17 protein-coding genes, 1 tRNA gene and 2 pseudogenes are annotated in these 15892 nt (G+C 63.7%); 8 read left to right on the top strand and 12 right to left on the bottom strand.

Translation table 11 applies throughout. The features are described from left to right. Positions 1 to 103: 103 nt before the first annotated feature. A tRNA-Arg gene (locus ACVIIV_RS06485) sits at positions 104 to 180 on the top strand. Positions 181 to 405: 225 nt separating this feature from the next. Next, positions 406 to 1188: an alpha/beta fold hydrolase gene (locus tag ACVIIV_RS06490; RefSeq protein WP_456743460.1), complete on the top strand. Its 783-nt coding sequence runs from the start codon at positions 406 to 408 to the stop codon at positions 1186 to 1188. A 74-nt stretch (positions 1189 to 1262) separates the two neighbouring features. Here the strand turns inward: ACVIIV_RS06490 and ACVIIV_RS06495 are convergent, their stop codons facing one another. After that, positions 1263 to 1472 (bottom strand): hypothetical protein, encoded by a 210-nt coding sequence (locus ACVIIV_RS06495; protein ID WP_456743461.1) that lies wholly within the window; start codon positions 1470 to 1472, stop codon positions 1263 to 1265. 215 nt (positions 1473 to 1687) lie between these two features. Between ACVIIV_RS06495 and dinB the strand changes: the two genes are divergently transcribed. Both dinB and ACVIIV_RS06505 read left to right on the top strand, forming a co-directional pair. After that, a complete protein-coding gene (gene dinB, locus ACVIIV_RS06500; protein WP_456743462.1) occupies positions 1688 to 2788 on the top strand; it encodes a DNA polymerase IV in 1101 nt (366 codons plus the stop codon). 104 nt (positions 2789 to 2892) lie between these two features. Further along, entirely contained in the window at positions 2893 to 4305 is a 1413-nt protein-coding gene (locus ACVIIV_RS06505) for a sensor histidine kinase (protein WP_456743463.1), read from the top strand. Positions 4306 to 4421: 116 nt separating this feature from the next. On the opposite strand, the gene ACVIIV_RS06510 is transcribed toward ACVIIV_RS06505, so the two are convergent. Together ACVIIV_RS06510 and ACVIIV_RS06515 are read right to left on the bottom strand one after the other, a co-directional pair. After that, positions 4422 to 4715: a hypothetical protein gene (locus tag ACVIIV_RS06510; RefSeq protein WP_027572492.1), complete on the bottom strand. Its 294-nt coding sequence runs from the start codon at positions 4713 to 4715 to the stop codon at positions 4422 to 4424. 212 nt (positions 4716 to 4927) lie between these two features. Next, positions 4928 to 5611 carry a DNA-3-methyladenine glycosylase I gene (locus ACVIIV_RS06515; RefSeq protein ID WP_456743464.1) on the bottom strand — a complete coding sequence of 228 codons (684 nt, stop codon included), beginning with the start codon at positions 5609 to 5611 and terminating at the stop codon, positions 4928 to 4930. A 158-nt stretch (positions 5612 to 5769) separates the two neighbouring features. Here ACVIIV_RS06515 and ACVIIV_RS06520 point away from each other — a divergent pair, with 158 nt between their 5' ends. Then, positions 5770 to 6597, top strand: a complete 828-nt coding sequence (locus tag ACVIIV_RS06520) for a metallophosphoesterase family protein (protein ID WP_456743465.1) — start codon at positions 5770 to 5772, stop codon at positions 6595 to 6597. Here ACVIIV_RS06520 and ACVIIV_RS06525 read toward each other — a convergent pair. The 4 genes from ACVIIV_RS06525 to ACVIIV_RS06540 all read right to left on the bottom strand — a co-directional run bounded on the left by ACVIIV_RS06525 (position 6536) and on the right by ACVIIV_RS06540 (position 8869). Continuing rightward, positions 6536 to 7021: a Crp/Fnr family transcriptional regulator gene (locus ACVIIV_RS06525; protein ID WP_456743466.1), complete on the bottom strand. Its 486-nt coding sequence runs from the start codon at positions 7019 to 7021 to the stop codon at positions 6536 to 6538. The two genes, ACVIIV_RS06520 and ACVIIV_RS06525, sit on opposite strands and share 62 nt — an antisense overlap. A 98-nt stretch (positions 7022 to 7119) precedes the next feature. Further along, positions 7120 to 7860: a di-trans,poly-cis-decaprenylcistransferase gene (locus ACVIIV_RS06530; RefSeq protein ID WP_456743467.1), complete on the bottom strand. Its 741-nt coding sequence runs from the start codon at positions 7858 to 7860 to the stop codon at positions 7120 to 7122. A 30-nt stretch (positions 7861 to 7890) separates the two neighbouring features. Then, on the bottom strand, positions 7891 to 8265 hold the full coding sequence (locus tag ACVIIV_RS06535) for a transcriptional regulator (RefSeq protein ID WP_456743468.1): 375 nt from the start codon (positions 8263 to 8265) through the stop codon (positions 7891 to 7893). Continuing rightward, entirely contained in the window at positions 8252 to 8869 is a 618-nt protein-coding gene (locus ACVIIV_RS06540) for a hypothetical protein (RefSeq protein WP_456743469.1), read from the bottom strand. Before ACVIIV_RS06540 ends, ACVIIV_RS06535 begins: the two co-directional genes overlap by 14 nt. 204 nt (positions 8870 to 9073) lie before the next feature. Between ACVIIV_RS06540 and ACVIIV_RS06545 the strand changes: the two genes are divergently transcribed. After that, complete coding sequence (locus ACVIIV_RS06545; RefSeq protein WP_456743470.1) at positions 9074 to 10318, top strand: S1C family serine protease; 1245 nt, start codon at positions 9074 to 9076, stop codon at positions 10316 to 10318. 176 nt (positions 10319 to 10494) lie between these two features. On the opposite strand, the gene ACVIIV_RS06550 is transcribed toward ACVIIV_RS06545, so the two are convergent. From ACVIIV_RS06550 to ACVIIV_RS06570, 5 genes and pseudogenes are all read right to left on the bottom strand, one after another. Next, the gene (locus ACVIIV_RS06550; protein ID WP_456743471.1) at positions 10495 to 11232 is read right to left on the bottom strand and encodes a DUF899 domain-containing protein; all 738 of its coding nucleotides are present in this window, start codon (positions 11230 to 11232) and stop codon (positions 10495 to 10497) included. Positions 11233 to 11248: 16 nt separating this feature from the next. Then, positions 11249 to 11584, bottom strand: a pseudogene (locus ACVIIV_RS06555) (SRPBCC family protein); the annotation flags it as partial. A gap of 8 nt (positions 11585 to 11592) precedes the next feature. Beyond that, positions 11593 to 12045, bottom strand: a complete 453-nt coding sequence (locus ACVIIV_RS06560) for an ArsR/SmtB family transcription factor (RefSeq protein ID WP_456743472.1) — start codon at positions 12043 to 12045, stop codon at positions 11593 to 11595. Between the two features lie 99 nt (positions 12046 to 12144). Next, entirely contained in the window at positions 12145 to 12423 is a 279-nt protein-coding gene (locus tag ACVIIV_RS06565; RefSeq protein WP_456743473.1) for a DUF3551 domain-containing protein, read from the bottom strand. Between the two features lie 148 nt (positions 12424 to 12571). Next, the gene (locus tag ACVIIV_RS06570; RefSeq protein ID WP_456743474.1) at positions 12572 to 13546 is read right to left on the bottom strand and encodes a Bug family tripartite tricarboxylate transporter substrate binding protein; all 975 of its coding nucleotides are present in this window, start codon (positions 13544 to 13546) and stop codon (positions 12572 to 12574) included. 124 nt (positions 13547 to 13670) lie between these two features. Here ACVIIV_RS06570 and ACVIIV_RS06575 point away from each other — a divergent pair, with 124 nt between their 5' ends. Beyond that, entirely contained in the window at positions 13671 to 14081 is a 411-nt protein-coding gene (locus ACVIIV_RS06575; protein WP_456743475.1) for a VOC family protein, read from the top strand. Positions 14082 to 14297: 216 nt separating this feature from the next. Continuing rightward, positions 14298 to 15880: pseudogene (locus tag ACVIIV_RS06580) on the top strand (AMP-binding protein). Positions 15881 to 15892 lie beyond the last annotated feature (12 nt).

Here is a 15892-nt window from a genome sequence, read left to right on the forward strand (position 1 = left end):
GGAAAGGCGGTTCCGGCCCCGGTCAGGCGCAAATCGGCCTGAGCGCGGTCCGGCGAGAAGCGGTTGCCCGCCCCGCGCCAATCGGCTAAATGAACCTCGACTAGCACCCGTAGCTCAGCTGGATAGAGCGTTGCCCTCCGAAGGCAAAGGTCACACGTTCGAATCGTGTCGGGTGCGCCAGCTTAGGATTTGCGCGAGGCCGTGCGGTTCTCCTAGAAGCGCGATACGATTGGGATGAGTCGTCATCGCGCTTTAGGTGGTGTTTGGACATAGTCTTTTCGGAAAATCTCTGCACACTTTTCCGGATCATGCTCTAGGACGCGCTCGAAGATTGGCCATGCGCGGCGCCCTTACCCGCATCATTGCCCGAGAAGCCTGGAATACCGGTGGATACGGAGATGACCAATGAAGCTCGCGCGCGAAGGCATCCAACTGTCGTTCGACATCGCTGGGAAGGGATCGCCTCAATTCCTGTTCGTCCATGGCCTTGGCGGGGATCGCACCCACTTTGCGCCACAGATGGAGTACTTCGGTCGGCAAGGTCGCGCATTGAATGCCGAACTGCGAGGACACGGTGAGAGCGACAAGCCGCACCAGGAATACTCGATCGAAGGCTTCGCCGAGGATCTCGTCTGGCTGTGTGCCCGGCAAGAGATAGCGAAGCCGGTCATCGTGGGTCAAAGCATGGGCGGCAACATGGCACTCGAAATTGCGGCCCGTTACCCGGATTTTCCCGCGGGGCTGGTGCTGCTCGATTCCGGGGTGCTCTTCCCTGCCTCGGCGGGAGCGGTGTTCACCAGCTACCTGGAGGGCCTGCAGGGGCCGAACTTTGCGGACGAGGTACGAAAAATCGTGGCGGACTCCTGTCTGCCGACCGACAGATGCCACGCCCATGTCGAACAGACCTTCCTGGCGACGCCACAGCACGTGCTGGTGTCGACGTTTAAGAGTCTGTTTCCATGGGATGTGCATCGGGCGGGTCAGTGCGCCCAAGCATGCCGCGTCCCGGTGCTGTATATCGAAGCGGCTCATCGGCTCGCGGATCTAGACCGCTTTGCGGCACTATGCCCGCAACTGGTTACGGCCAAGGCTGTTGGCTCCGGGCATTTCTTGTCGCTCGAGGTGCCGGAGCAGATCAACGCCATGATCGATCGATTCATCTCGCTTTACGTGCGAAGACGCGAATAAACTTCGCATGAGCTTGGCGGCGAGGACAACACATTGGCAGGGCGGAGCAAGATCAGACGAGATCGTGCCGGCACTCACGTCAGCATCGCGACAATCGCCTGGATCTGGTCGGACGCGGTCGTCACCAGTCCGTCATACGACGTCTGGCCGTGTGCGGCGGCCTTCAGGATGCATTCGGCCACGGCTGCTTTCAGACCGAAGACCGACTGATGGGCCGGCACGCTCGCCATCACGGCTTCCAGTGCCTGACGCATCGTGTGAATGAGCTCGGAGCTGTATTGCATGGGCTGTCCTCCGCGGGCTCATATGGGACCACATCCCAAGGCTTGCCACTCACAAGGCTGAGATTGATCTTTGAACCCGTCGAGGCCGAACGCCTCGATTCAAACGCCAGATGGCCGCATTGAGCACGCCGGCAAAGGCGACTCAGGCGACGCACAACGACAACTGAAACGTCCATCACCTCGCGCTTCTTTTCGCGCAATTGTATCATCTTGCCATGAGCGAATCCGACACGATGCCTGGTGCAGCCGCGGCCGTGCGCAAGATCATCCATATCGACATGGATGCCTTCTATGCGTCGGTGGAGCAGCGCGACAATCCGGAGCTGCGCGGCAAGCCGGTCGCGGTCGGTGGCTCCGCGGAACGCGGCGTCGTCGCAGCGGCGAGCTACGAGGCCCGCAAGTTCGGCGTTCGCTCGGCGATGCCGTCCGTGACGGCGAAACGGCAATGCCCCGATCTGATCTTCGTCAAGCCGCGCTTCGAGGTCTACAAGGCGATCTCCCGCCAGATCCGCGACATCTTTGCCGAGCACACGCCCGTTATCGAACCGTTGTCGCTCGACGAGGCCTATCTCGACGTCACGGAAAACCTGCAAGGCATCCCGCTGGCGCGGGACATCGCGCTGAAGATCCGCGAGAAGATCAAGGCCGAAACCGGCCTCAACGCGTCGGCGGGCATCTCCTACAACAAGTTTCTGGCCAAGCTCGCTTCCGATCATCGCAAGCCCAATGGACAGTTCGTGATCTCGCCGGAGATGGGCCCGGCTTTCGTCGAGACGCTGCCCGTCAGCAAGTTCCACGGCATCGGTCCGGCGACAGCTGCGAAGATGAATGCGCTCGGCCTATTCACCGGTCTCGACATCCGTAATCAGACACTGGAGTTCATGAATGCGACTTTCGGCAAGTCGGGCGCGTACTATTACTGGATCTCGCGCGGTGTCGACGAGCGGCCGGTGCGGGCCAACCGGATCCGCAAATCCGTCGGCGCGGAAAACACGTTCTCGACCGACCTCACCGAGTTCGACGCGCTGGTCGCCGAGCTCCAGCCTCTCGTCGACAAGGTCTGGCGTCATTGCGAGGCGACCGGCAACCGGGGCCGCACCGTTACCCTGAAGATCAAGTTCGCCGACTTCGAGATCATCACGCGCAGCAGGTCCGTCGCGGCGGCCGTTGCGGGCCGGGACGATCTGGAGCGGCTGGCCTGCGGCCTGCTCGAAGCCGAGATGCCGCTGCCCAAGCGCGTCAGGCTGCTGGGGATCTCGCTGTCGTCGCTCCAGGTCGGGGACGATGCGGAGCCGCAGCTGACGTTGGGCATCTGAACGGGGCTGGAGACCGCTTCGGCGGACGCTGCATCTTTATCCGCGACGCAGCGGCAAACCTGTCGTAGAGACACCAAGACACGGTTTTTCGCGATTGAGATGGAATGCTTGCCTTATTGATACGCCTCGGACTGCGCTTCGAAGACCGCATCGAGGAACGCCGGTTTGTCGACCAATATGTCCGGGGCAGTCTCGGATGGACGCAGATCGCGATGCTGCTCGGCGCTGCCACCTATGCCGGCTACACGCTCTGGGATTGGGTGCTCTACCCCGAAATCGTGCCGACCACGCTCGCAATCCGTGGTGGCACCGCCGTGTTCATCCTGCTCCCGCTGACGGCGCTGCTGTCACGGCGCTGGATGAAGCCATGGGCGGAGACGATCTTCCTCGTCTATTGCATCATTCCCGGCTGTATCCTGCCGAGCATCTATCTCGTGCTGCCGTCGGGCTTCACCTTTGCCGCGCCCGGCATGATGATGATCATCCTGTTCGTCTCGACCATGCTGCCCTTGCGGATCGGCTCGCTGGCGATCTTCTGCCTGCTCTCGTGGGTGGCGCTGCTGGTCGCCGAGTCGTTCGCGCCGACGATGCCCACGGGCTTGAGCTTCATCAACCATTCTCTCGTCGGCAATGCCTACGCCTTGTCGCTCTACGCCGTGGCTGCGCGCGAGTACCGGGCGCGAAAGCAGTTCCGGACATCCGAAGCGCTGCAACGGGAGAAAGAACGCTCGGAGAGATCGCTGCGCGATCTGCGCGCGACCCAGGAGCACCTCGTGCAGGCGGAAAAGCTCGCCTCGCTCGGGCAATTGGTGGCAGGCGTCGCTCACGAGGTCAGCACCCCGCTCGGCCTCGCCTTGACGACCTCGACAGCCATGCAGGCTGACCTGCAAACGATGGCTGACGCCTTGGGGGGAGCATCGGTCCGGCGGTCCGATTTGACCAAGGGTATTGCCCGGCTCAAGCAGGGGCTCGAGCTGACCTTCGACAATCTGCACCGCGCATCCGAGATGGTGCACAGCTTCAGGCAGGTCGCGGTTCATCAAGCCGATGAGGACCGGCGCAGTTTCGAGCTCAGGGATTGGCTGTCGGAGTTGATGTCCAAGCTCGGGCCATTGCTGTCGCATCATGCGCTGACGGTCGAGGTCCAATGTCCGGCGGGAATCAAGCTCAACAGCTATCCCGGAGCGCTTGCTCAGGTGATCAGCAATCTCGCCCTCAATACCGCCGGGCACGCTTACCCCGACAAAAAAGGCGGCCGGTTTGTGATCACGGTCAGCCAACCGGACCCGAGATCAGTCCGCCTTGTCTGCGCCGACGAAGGCGTCGGCATCCCTGACGAATTACAGGCGCATGTCTTCGATCCGTTCGTCACCACAAGTCGGGAGAGCGGCCATGCCGGCCTGGGGCTCCACATCGCCTTTAATCTCGTAGCCTCATCTCTGAACGGGCGCCTGCGGCTCGAGAGCACGACGGGTCCGGGGACTCAGATCGCCATCGAGATCCCGCTCCAGGCATGATCCAGCGGCCAAGTTGGAGCCGCCTCGGAACGCGCAAACAGCGCGCGCGCTGTGCGCGACTGACGGTGACGGATTTTCACATCCGCCACCGATGAAAGCGCCCCGCTCGGGGCCGCTCAATGCTTCATATGCTCGAACACCACGATCACGCCGGTCGGTTCGGGCTCATGCGCCATCAGGCGCGTCAGGTCGGAATCGCCCCAATCGGCGAGGCTGACGACCTCGCCGCTCTGGCGATCGGTACCAAGCGATCCCGTGGGCTCGAGGACCTTGAGGCCCATCTCGTCGACGAAGAAGGTATGCTCGCCGAACATGCTGTTGAGCTGCGGCATCGCCGGATGTTCGTCGGGCAGCACCTGAGCGCCGAGCTGGTTGACGGTCTGCTTCACCTGTTCAGATGTGAGCTTCATGAGCTGCTCCGTTTCTGTATCCGGTTTCCTTGACCCAGGCCGGAGCATGCGTTCCCTGCGCCCTTGTCCGCCTGGCTCAATGTCCGAACAGGCGCTGCGGACAAATGTTCCCGCAAAAATTATATTTCGTGATCACGCGCGCCGTCCGCCGCGCTCGCGGCACAAGATCGCCGCAGGATGCACACGATCTGGCGGTGCGCCGCGCTCACGCGCTATTCGCCGTTCTCGCCGACCGACAGCGCGCAGATCCGCGACAGATAGGTGTAGGGCAGGCCGGTCTCCTCGGCCCAGGCGTTGAACTGCGCCTGCACCTTGGCGAGATCGCCCTTCGACTTGACCTCTTCGGCAATGTCGAGACCTGCACCGCGCAGGCAAGCCACCACATCCTTGGACGTCACGAAACCGTCCCAGCCGACGAAGCGCAGCAGCATCTGGCCGGTGTTGCCTCCTAACCGGCTGCCGCGCTTGTTGAGGAGATCGAGCAGGCCGATCTCGTCGGAGGACGGCCATTTCGCCAGAAACTTGCCGAAGCTGCCATGCTCCTTCGCGATCTCCTGGACGAAGGCGGCGTTGTCGCGCACCGACATGATCTTGGCGCCATTGCGCACGATGCGTGCGTCGCGCAGCAGGCCCTCCCAATAATCTTCGGGCTGGAAGGTGAGCTTGGCCGGCTGGAAATGCAGAAAGGCGTCCTCGAAGCCGTCCCATTTCGAATCGATCACGCTCCAGGCGAAGCCGGCGCAGAACACCCGCTTGGTCATCTCGGCGAGGATACGGTCGTCGCCGAGCTTGGCCAGCCGCTTGAGGTCCGGCTTGGCCGGCATCAGTTTCTCCAGCACCTTGGGCCCGCCCTTGCGCTTCTCGGCGCGGGCGCGAATGGTCTTGAAGGGGGTCATACGGTCATCCGCATTGAGGGTGCGGCACGACATCAGAATTAAATGAACCGGTCCAGCCCGGCGGTGATGACGCGAAGGAGCGACCATGCTGGTCCGCTTCTTGCTTCATGACGTCTGGAATTCCCAGACATTGTCGATCTCTCGCGGACGGTTCTCCAATGCGCTGCCTGGTCGTGGCCGACCTGCACTATTCGCTGCCTCAGCTCGACTGGCTGGTCAGCGCGGCGCCGCAATTCGACCTCGTGATCTTCGCCGGCGATGCGCTCGACATCGGCTCGATGGTGGATTTTCGCGCCCAGATCGTGGTGGTGAAGAAGTACCTCGCACTGCTCGCCGCGACGACCCGCGTGATCCTCTGCTCCGGCAATCACGATCTCGACGATCGCAACGCGGAGGGTGAAAAGATTTCGCGCTGGATCTCGGAGGTGCGCGACGTCGGCATTGCCTGCGACGGCGACAGCCTCAGCATCGGTGATACCCTGTTCACGGTGTGCCCGTGGTGGGACGGTCCGCTGGTCAAGCAACGCCTCGTCGAGCAGTTGCGCGATGCCGCGGCCAGCCGGCCGCAGCGCTGGATCTGGGCGCATCACGCGCCGCCGGCGGATTCACCGACAAGCTGGGGCGGCAAGCGCTTCTTCGGCGATGTCGAGCTGGTGCAATGGATCACGCAGTACCAGCCGTCGATGGTGATCTCGGGCCATGTGCATCAGTCGCCCTTCATCACCAATGGATCGTGGTTCGACCGGCTGGGCCAGACCTGGGTCTTCAACACCGGCCTCCAACCCGGCCGTCCGCCGACCTCCATCGTGCTGGACCTCGACGCCGACAAGGCGTTCTGGCTTGCGGCCGGCGAGGCCCAGTGGATCGACCTGAATGCACCGCTGAAGCGCCCCGCCGCTCCGATCGAGGCGCCGCCCGACTGGCTCACATTCTTGGATCGGATTGCCGATCCGAGCCTGGCGAGACCTCAAGCGGCGGCAGATTGATCATGCTCTGGAGCACCTCGCCGACCATGGCCAGATGCGTGCCATGGCCGGCATATTGCCGCTTGAGATCGGCGAGGTAGGTGTTGGCGACATTGAGCCGCTGCGCCAGCATTTTTGCGATCAGCAGGGCCACGCCCGGCTCCTTCTCGAGGAACGAGGCGGCATCCTCGAATTCGTAGACGACCGCGTCGGAGCAGGCCCGCACGGTCGCGGTGTGCGGCTGGCCCAGCAGGACGGACATTTCACCCAACACCGCGCCGGGCTCGGTGACGGTAGCGACCACCATCTCGCCCTTGAGCACCTCGAGCTTGCCTTGCATCAGCACGTAAAGATGGCCGGTGGTGCCACCCTCGGCGACGATGATCGTGCCGGCGGCAAGCTGCCGCTCGGTTCCACCGGTGCAATAGTCCAGGACCGCGCGCATCTTGCGAAAGCTCCCATCGCTGCGGACACTCCATCGCGGGAGACTAGAGCACGATCCGTGCCACGCGGCAAATCAACGCGGCCGCGGCTGTCGCGAGATCACACACGGGAGAGTGACGGCACCTCATCGGGCATGATCGCCTGAAGGCCGCCGAAACGGCGTTCGCGGCCATGGAAGGCGGCGAGCGCGTCAGCGAGATCGGCCGCGTCGAATTCGGGCCACATCCGCTCGGTGAAGTGCAGCTCGGCATAGGCGCCCTCCCAGAGCAGGAAGTCCGACAGCCGCTTCTCGCCGGACGTGCGGATGATGAGATCGACGTCGCGAAGCCCAGCCTCGCCGGTAACGAGCTGCGAGAAGGCTTCGCGGGTGAGGCTGGTCAGCGCGGCCGCCTTCGCCGCGGCATTGAGGATGGCATCGCGCGCGGAATAATCGACGGCGATGCGCAAATGCAGCGCATTGCCGGCAGCGGTGGCCTCTTCGGCGCGGGTGATCGCGGTGGCGATGCCGTCGGGCAGGCGATCGCGCCGGCCGATGACGGAGAGGCGCACGCCGTTCTTGACCAGGCTCTGCACCTCGCTCGCGAGATAGAAGCGTAGCAAGGTCATCAGTGCGGCGACCTCAGCCTTTGGCCGCCGCCAATTGTCGGTGGAGAAGGCGTAGAGCGTCAGCGTGCCGATGCCCTGCTTGGGCGCGGCCTCGACGATACGGCGGATGGTCTCGACGCCGGCCTCGTGGCCGCGCAGGCGCGACAGGCCGCGCCGCGTCGCCCATCTGCCGTTGCCGTCCATGATGATGCCGACATGAAGCTTCTCGTTGCAGGACGTGATTTCACTTTGCATTGCAAAGTCTCCGGTCAAAAAAGGGGAAGATCAGGTCGAGACGATACCGAGGCGGCCGAGCGGCGGCGCCTCGCGGCCGGCGGCTTTCGCCGCATCGCGCACCAGCCGCTCGAGCACGGCGAGATAGTCGAGGAAACGGCGGCGGCCGGCCTTGGTCAGGCGGCAGGTGGTGTGCGGGCGGTTACCCTCGTAGCCCTTGGTCACCTCGACGAGGCCGGCCTCCTGGAGCACGCCAAGGTGCCGGCTGAGATTGCCGTCGGTGAGGCCGCAGAGCTGCTTGAGATCGCCGAAGGCCAGCCCCTTGGGATGCGCCATCAGCGAGGTCAGAAGCCCGAGCCTCGCCTTCTCGTGGATCACGCGGTCGAGTCCTTCATAAGAGAAGGGCGCGCTGTCAGTCTTCGACATTGTTGTCTCCGGACGCGAAATGCAGAATGGCCGCCATCACCGATTGTCCGATCACGAAGGGCAATCCCATGGTCCATGGCGACAGGGTGTGGGTTCGGCTCGCGAGCACGACGACCGCGAAGCCGGACACGAAATACCAGGCGCCGGCGAGTGCGACGGAGCGCGGCAGCGAGCGAACCGAGGCGAAGATGCCGAGCGACACCAGGATCTGCCACAGGCCCGGCAGCAGCCACAGCGTCTCGCTCGCGAACTTCCACATCACCACCGCGAGCAGCACGCCGGCAACGCCGGCGGGCAGAAACTGCTCGACCGCCTGGTGGATCATGGCATCGGCAAGACCGGAATGATGGCGTTGCGAGCGCGCACGCATTTCGATCCCGATGATCAGCCCTGAGAGAGCGGCGGCAATGAACCAGCCGATGAAGAAGCCGAGCGGTTCGCTGGTGGGATCGCCCAGCAGCCAGAATTGCAGAACCGCGGTGATGAGCGCGACGGCGCCGGTCGCCGCCATCGTCGCCGGGCCGTAGCCGCGAAAGGCGGTGCCCGCCGCGATCTGGCTGCGGATCGCCACGATGTCGGCCAGCGCCTTGTCGAGATCGCGCATTGGCAACGCCAAAACCTCGTTCCACCCGGGCATTTCCGGGGCGGCAGGCCCCGTTACTTTGTATTGCAAAGTATATGGCGCCGCAAAGTAAATGCAAGCCCGAATTGTTGCCGGCAACCGGACGACTGGAGCGGACAACTGACGGTTGCGCCTCACCTGCCCTCGCGGATAATATGGATCCAAACGCGTTTTCCGGGGGCTGGTATGTTGTTGAGGTCGTTGGTCGTTGCGTTCGTGTTGCAGGTGAGTGTGGTCGGGGCGAACGCGGCCGGGCCGTTCGGCACCGTCAATGTCGGCAACTGGATCGGCGGCGCCTTCAGCAATGATCAGACGGGCGCCTTCTCCCATTGCGCCGCGACGACGCCCTATGCGAACGGAGTCATCCTCGTCGTGAGCCAAAATGCCGCCGGCACCTGGTCGCTCGCCTTCGCGAGTCCCAGCTACCGTTTCAACAAGGGCGAGAGCGCCGCGATCGACGTGACCTTTGACGGGCAGGAGCAAGCCAGGCTGTACGCTACGGCGTATCAGTCCAACATGCTCACGGCCATCATGCCGCTCAATGTCGTGCGTACGTTTCAGAAGGCGAGCCTTATGGTGGCAACAGCCGGCCGGGCCGTATTGAATTTCGATCTGACATCGACCGGGCCGGTCATCTCGGCATTGGCCAATTGTGTGAGCAAGGTGAAAGCCGACGGACTCGACAAGGCGGGCGATTTTACAAAGGTTGCGGCCAAGCCGGCAGCGACGGCGGAGAAGCAGGCGGCACCGCCGGCCGGCGGCAAACCGGCCCGGGCCAAGAGCGGCACCGGCTTCGTGGTGAGCACGAGCGGACACATCGTCACCAATCACCATGTGATCGACGGCTGCGTCGGCGACATCAAGGGTAACCTCGCCGGCGAGGCCGCAATGGCGCTGCGCCTCGTGTCGAGCGATGCCAATAACGATCTCGCGTTGCTTCAGGCGCCGTCGACGACAACATTCAAGGACTTTGCCCGGATTCGTGACCGTTCAATCCGCTCCGGCGATTCCGTGATCGCGATCGGCTTTCCCTATCACGGAATGCTGACCTCCGACTTCAGCGTGACGACCGGCATCGTGAGCTCGCTCAGCGGCATCCGCAACGACTCGCGTTTTCTGCAGATCAGTGCACCCGTACAGCCCGGCAATAGCGGCGGACCGCTGTTCGATAACACAGGTCAGGTCGTGGGCGTGGTCACTGCAAAGATCCCGGCCTTGCGCATCGCCGTAGCGACCGGCAACATTCCCGAGAACATCAATTTCGCCATCAAGACCGGCGTGCTGCGCGACTTCCTCGACAATTCCGTGGTGCCCTACCAGACCACCGAACCGAAGAGCGAGCTCAAGACCACCGACATCGCCGCCAACGCCCGGCCGTATACGATGCTGATCTCGTGCAATGCGACGGAGCAGGCGGACGCGAAGCGGTAGGAAGGCGACGCGACCAACTCCGTCATCCTGAGGCACTCATACTGCAACGCAGTGTGAGCCTCGAAGAATGAATCGGCCCCGGATGCAGCCGGGCCGCCGCACTTCGAGGCCTCCGCTTCGCTCCGGCACCTCAGGGTGACGGTGACAGAGTAGAGTTCGCGGCAACAGCCTTCCCCTCACCCGTGGCAGCACGCCGCCTTCGCCGCCTGCGGCTCGTACTGGTCGCGCAGGCGGACCCAATCCATCGGATAGGGCAGACCCTCCTCGTGACGGCCGAGCGGGGTGAGGTCGAGATATTGATAGGCGGCGTTCATCATGTCGAGGCCGCGGGCGAAGCAGGAATAGGTGTGGAAGATCTGGCCGGCCTCGCCGCGGTAGAACACGCTGATGCCGGGCAGCTCGGGGCCGTAGATTGGCGTGGTGCCGAAATTGTACATCGGCTTTCCGGTCTCGATCTCTTCCGGCGAGAACGTCACGCCGTAATCGCGGTTGAAATCGTTGTCGCCTGATGAGACCCAGTCGAAGGTCCACCCCATCCGCTTCTTGAAGGCCTCGAGCTTTGCGCTTGACGCCAGCGAGACCGCGGCCATGGACGTGTCGCGCGCGGCCAGATGCGGCACCATGCGCTCGAAACCGTCGGCCCAGAACGAGCAGCTCTTGCAGGCCGCGTCCCAATCGGGCGCGAACATCACGTGCTGGACGACGAGCTGCGGGCGGCCCTTGAACAGATCGCCGAGCGACACTCTGCCGTTCGGCCCGTCAAATTCGTAGGCCTTGTCGACCTTGACCCAAGGCAAGGCGCGGCGCTCCTCGGCGAGGCGCTCGCGAGCTGCCGTGAGTTCCTTCTCACGCGCCAGATGGGCCTTGCGCGCGATGATCCATTGCTCGCGCGACACGATCTGATGGTGCTGCATGGCGTTCTCCTTGGCGTCAGGCGATGAAAGCATCGAGCTTGTCGAAGAACGAGCTCCAGCCGCGCTGGTGGTTGTCGCGTGCGGTCTCGTCGAAGAACTGGGCGTGATGGAAGATCATCAAGGTGCCGGCACCGTCCGGCTTCAGCGAGATCGTCACCAGCGATTCACGCTCCGGCGTCGAGTGCCAGGCCCAGGTGAAGACGAGCAGCTCGTTCGGCACCACCTCGCGATAGGTGCCGCCAGCCTCGAAATACTCGCCGTCGTCGCGGGTGAAGCTGATGCGAAAGCTGCCGCCGACGCGCACGTCGAGCTCGGCTTGAAGCGTCGCCGGCTTCATGTTCGGCGGGCCGAACCATTGCGCTAGCTGCGCGGCTTGCGTCCAGGCGGCGTAGACCTTTGCCGGCGGCGCGCGGAGCCGGCGCGTGAGCGTGAGGCTTGGACGCTCTGCTGGGCGTTCGGCGGCGTTGGCGGCTGCGTTGGCCATGTCTCTTGCTCCACGAAGGCGGCGAGGCGATCGAGATTGTGGGACCAGAACTGCGCATAGCGATTGAGCCAGTTCATCGCCTGCTCCATCGGCTGCGCGGTGAGCCGGCAGGCCACCGTGCGCCCGGTCTTCTCCCGCACGATCAGGCCTGCATCCGTGAGCACGTCGAGATGTTTCATGATCGCCGGCAGCGAGACCGGAAACGGTGCGGCAAGCTCGCTCACCGACAGGCTTTCCTGCTCGCCGAGGCGCGCCAGCAATGCACGCCGCGTCGGGTCGGAGAGCGCCGCAAAGGTCCGGTCCAGCATCTCGTTCTGATACTTAACCATATGGTTTAGTATAGCAGCGAACGGAAACGCGTCAAGCCGGAACGTGCGGACGCGGATCCGCACGACTGCGTGATCGGGCTACGATCCCAGGAAGCGCGATCAGTAGGGAGCGACAGGCCGCGCGCGCCGGTGCGGCCGCGGCTGTGGGATTTGTTGCTGGCCATAGGCGAAGCGAGGATTGCGATCGCAATACAGCAGCCGCCCGGACACGCTGGCCTGGCATTGCTCATAGGTGCTGTAGGCGCATTCGCCGGGATAGTCGTACTCGCCGCCCTGCGCGCACCAGGGATAATCGCGCGCCGCCGCCGGCGTGATGGTGACGAAACCGACGAGAACCATGGTGGCCAGCGCCGGCAGCGCCAATTGCATCATGCGCATGATTCCAACTCCTCTTGGTGGTGCGAGATACGGCCCCACATATCATCAGGTTTCGTCGCACGCTTTTATTCCAGATCAATGGCCTCGCGCGCGCAAGAAAAAAGCCCTGCCGAACGGCAGGGCTTCATTCCTTGGCATCACAAGATCGCTACTCGACCTTCAGGCCGGCGAATTCGACGACCTTCTTCCACTTCTCGGTCTCGGCCTTGATCTCCTCGCCGAACGCCTCGGGCGTCTGCACGCGAGGCTCGCCGCCGAGCTCGACCAGACGCTTGGCCATGTCGGGCTCCTTGATCACCGCGTTGACCTCGGCGTTGAGCTTGGCGATGATTTCCTTCGGCGTGTTCTTCGGCGCGCCGATGCCGAACAGCGCGCTCGCCTCATAGCCCTTCACGGTGTCTGCGATCGGCTGCACGTCAGGCAGCTGCGGCGAGCGTTCCGTGGTGGTGACGCCGATGGCGCGAAGCGAGCCGGAGCGGATGTGCTGGATGATCGAAGGCATGTTGTCGAAGATCACCTGCACCTGGCCCGCGAGCATGTCGGTGATCGCGGGCGCTGCGCCGCGATAAGGCACGTGCTGCATCTTGCAGCCGGTCATGGCCATGAACATCTCGCCGGACAGATGCACCGAGGTGCCGTTGCCGGACGAGGCCATGTTCACCTTGCCGGGATTGGCCTTCACATATTCGATGAACTCGGCGACGTTCTTCGCCGGCACGTCCTTGTTGACGGTCATCACGTTCGGCACGCGCTGGAACGAGGCGATCGGCGCGATGTCCTGCACGAAGTTGAACTTGAGGTTCTTATAGAGCGAGGCGTTGATGTAGTTGGCCGGATTGACCATTTGCAGCGTGTAGCCGTCCGGCTCGGCCTTGATGACCGATTCGGTGGCGATATTGTTGCCGGCGCCCGGCTTGTTCTCAATCACGAATTGCTGGCCGAGCCTTTCCGAGAGCCGTTGGCCAATCAGCCGTGCCAGGATGTCGGTGGCTCCGCCCGGCGGATAGCCGACCACCCATTTCACCGGGCGGGCCGGATAATCGGCGGCAAGGGCCTTCGACAGCGGGCTGGCTGCAAGCGGACTGGCGGCGAGCAGGCCCAGCGCGGTACGGCGAGTGATCATCTCAAGGGTTCTCCCAGTGTTGTTCTTGAAAGTCGGATAGCTTGAAAGTCGCGGCGGCGCGGTTGTAACAAAGCTTTCCGCAGGCGGAAAGTGCGTGGGGCGCATCGCGACGAAAGGATGAGACATGCCGGTCAAGGTTCATGCCCTGGATCATCTCGTGATCAATGTCAGCGACGTCGCAGCGACGGCGGAGTGGTACCGCAAGATTCTCGGCATGGAAGTCAAGGTGATCGATCCGGGCGGCGGCAAAGCGCCGCGGACTTTCCTTGAATTCGGTAACCAGAAGATCAACGTGCGGCAACGCGATGCAGACAGGGTGGAGTGGTTCACCGCGGACCACCCGACGGCCGGCAGCGAGGATCTTTGCTTTCTCACCTCGGCCACACCGGACGAGGTGGTGGCGCATTTGCAGGCACATGGCGTTGCGATCGAGGAAGGCCCGGGCCCGAGGCAGGGCGCCCGCGGTACGCTGCGCTCGGTCTATTGCCGGGATCCCGATGGCAGCTTGATCGAGATCTCGTCGTACGAAGATTGAGGCACGCTCGCGCCAACGCCACCGTCATTGCAAGCGCAGCGAGGCAATCCAGGCTGTCTCCGCGGAGGGACCCTGGATTGCTTCGTCGCAAGGGCTCCTCGCAATGACGGGGGAGATAGTGTGCCCCGATTTGCGCCCCGCGCCATCCGGTGGCAGGAAGACGCAATAATCACAATGCGGCCGCCATCAAGATACAGGGCTGCACGGGGAGAACACATGCCCATTCAAAAGACAGAAGCCGGAATCGTGGGCCCGTTCGACGGCCTCGACGTGCCCTGGCTGCTCAAGCTGCGCGCCGAAGTTCGGCGTGATCATCCGTTCCTGATCTGGGCGCCGTTCGACGCGCCGGCGCGGCGCTGGAGCTACGGCGAGTTTCACGAGCGGGTCGGCGCGCTCGCGGCGGGGCTCGCCAAGCGCGGCGTCAAGCCCGGCGAATATGTGCTCATTCACCTGGACAATTGCATCGAGGCGATGCTCGCCTGGTTTGCCTGTGCCGAGTTAGGGGCCATCGCGGTCACCACCAACACACGCTCGGCGCCGGCCGAAATCGAGTATTTCGCCGATCATTGCGGCGCGGTCGCCGCGATCACACAGCCGGCCTATGCAGAGGTCGTCGCGCAGAACTGCCGCAACATCCGCTGGATGGCGGTGACCTCGCATGACGCCTGCACGGCGCCTGCGCAATCTGGTCTCGCGCGGCGACAGTTTTGAATCCCTGTCCGCCGACAGCGCCGACCGTCCCAGGCGCGCGACCGATCCGCTGGCGCCATGCAGCGTGCAGTACACGTCCGGCACGACATCGCGGCCGAAAGCGGTGCTGTGGACCCATGCCAACGCGCTGTGGGGCGCCAAGATCAACGCCGCGCATGAGGACCTTCACGCAGGCGACGTGCACCAGGCGTACTTGCCGCTGTTCCACACCAACGCGCTGGCCTATTCCATGCTGGCGACGCTGTGGGTTGGGGCGACTTGCGTGATCCAGCCGCGCTTCTCCGCGAGCCGGTTCTGGGGTGTCGCGCGCGAGCATGGCTCGACCTGGACCTCGACGATTCCGTTCTGCATGAAAGCGCTGCTCGAGCAGGAGATCCCGACAGACCATAAATTCCGCCTGTGGGGCACCGCGATCAACGAGCCGCCGGCGTTTGCCGCCTTCGGCGTCAAGATGATCGGCTGGTGGGGCATGACCGAGACCATCACTCACGGCATCGTCGGCGAGGTCGACCAGCCCAACATCCCGATGTCGATCGGGCGTGCCGCGCCCGAATATCAGATCCGCATCACCGACGACGACGGAGGGCCGACCGAGGTCGGGGACACCGGCAACCTCGCGATCAAGGGCATTCCGGGCCTGTCGCTGTTCGCCGAGTACCTGCACAACGAGAAAGCGACGCGCGAGAGCTTCGACGAGCACGGCTTCTTTCTCACCGGCGACCGCGTCGAGCGGCTTCAGAACGGCTTCATCAAGTTCGGCGACCGCGCCAAGGACATGCTGAAGGTCGGCGGCGAGAACGTTGCGGCCTCCGAGATCGAGCAGGTGATCGCGCTTGTTCCCGGCGTGCGCGAGGCCGCGTTGGTGGCGAAGAAGCATCCGATGCTGGATGAGGTGCCGGTCGTTTTCATCATCCCGCAGGGCGGCGTCGCGGGTGCCGCGCCCGATCTGCATGATCGCGTGATGGAAGCCTGCCGCCAAGGGCCTCGCCGACTTCAAGCTGCCGCGCGAGATCAGGCTCGTCGACGACATGCCGCGCTCGACACTGGAGAAGGTGGCGAAGGCGGAGCTGAGAAAGCTGGTGGGGTGAGGTTGTAGGGTG

This window comes from Bradyrhizobium sp. USDA 4354 (genome assembly GCF_054060315.1).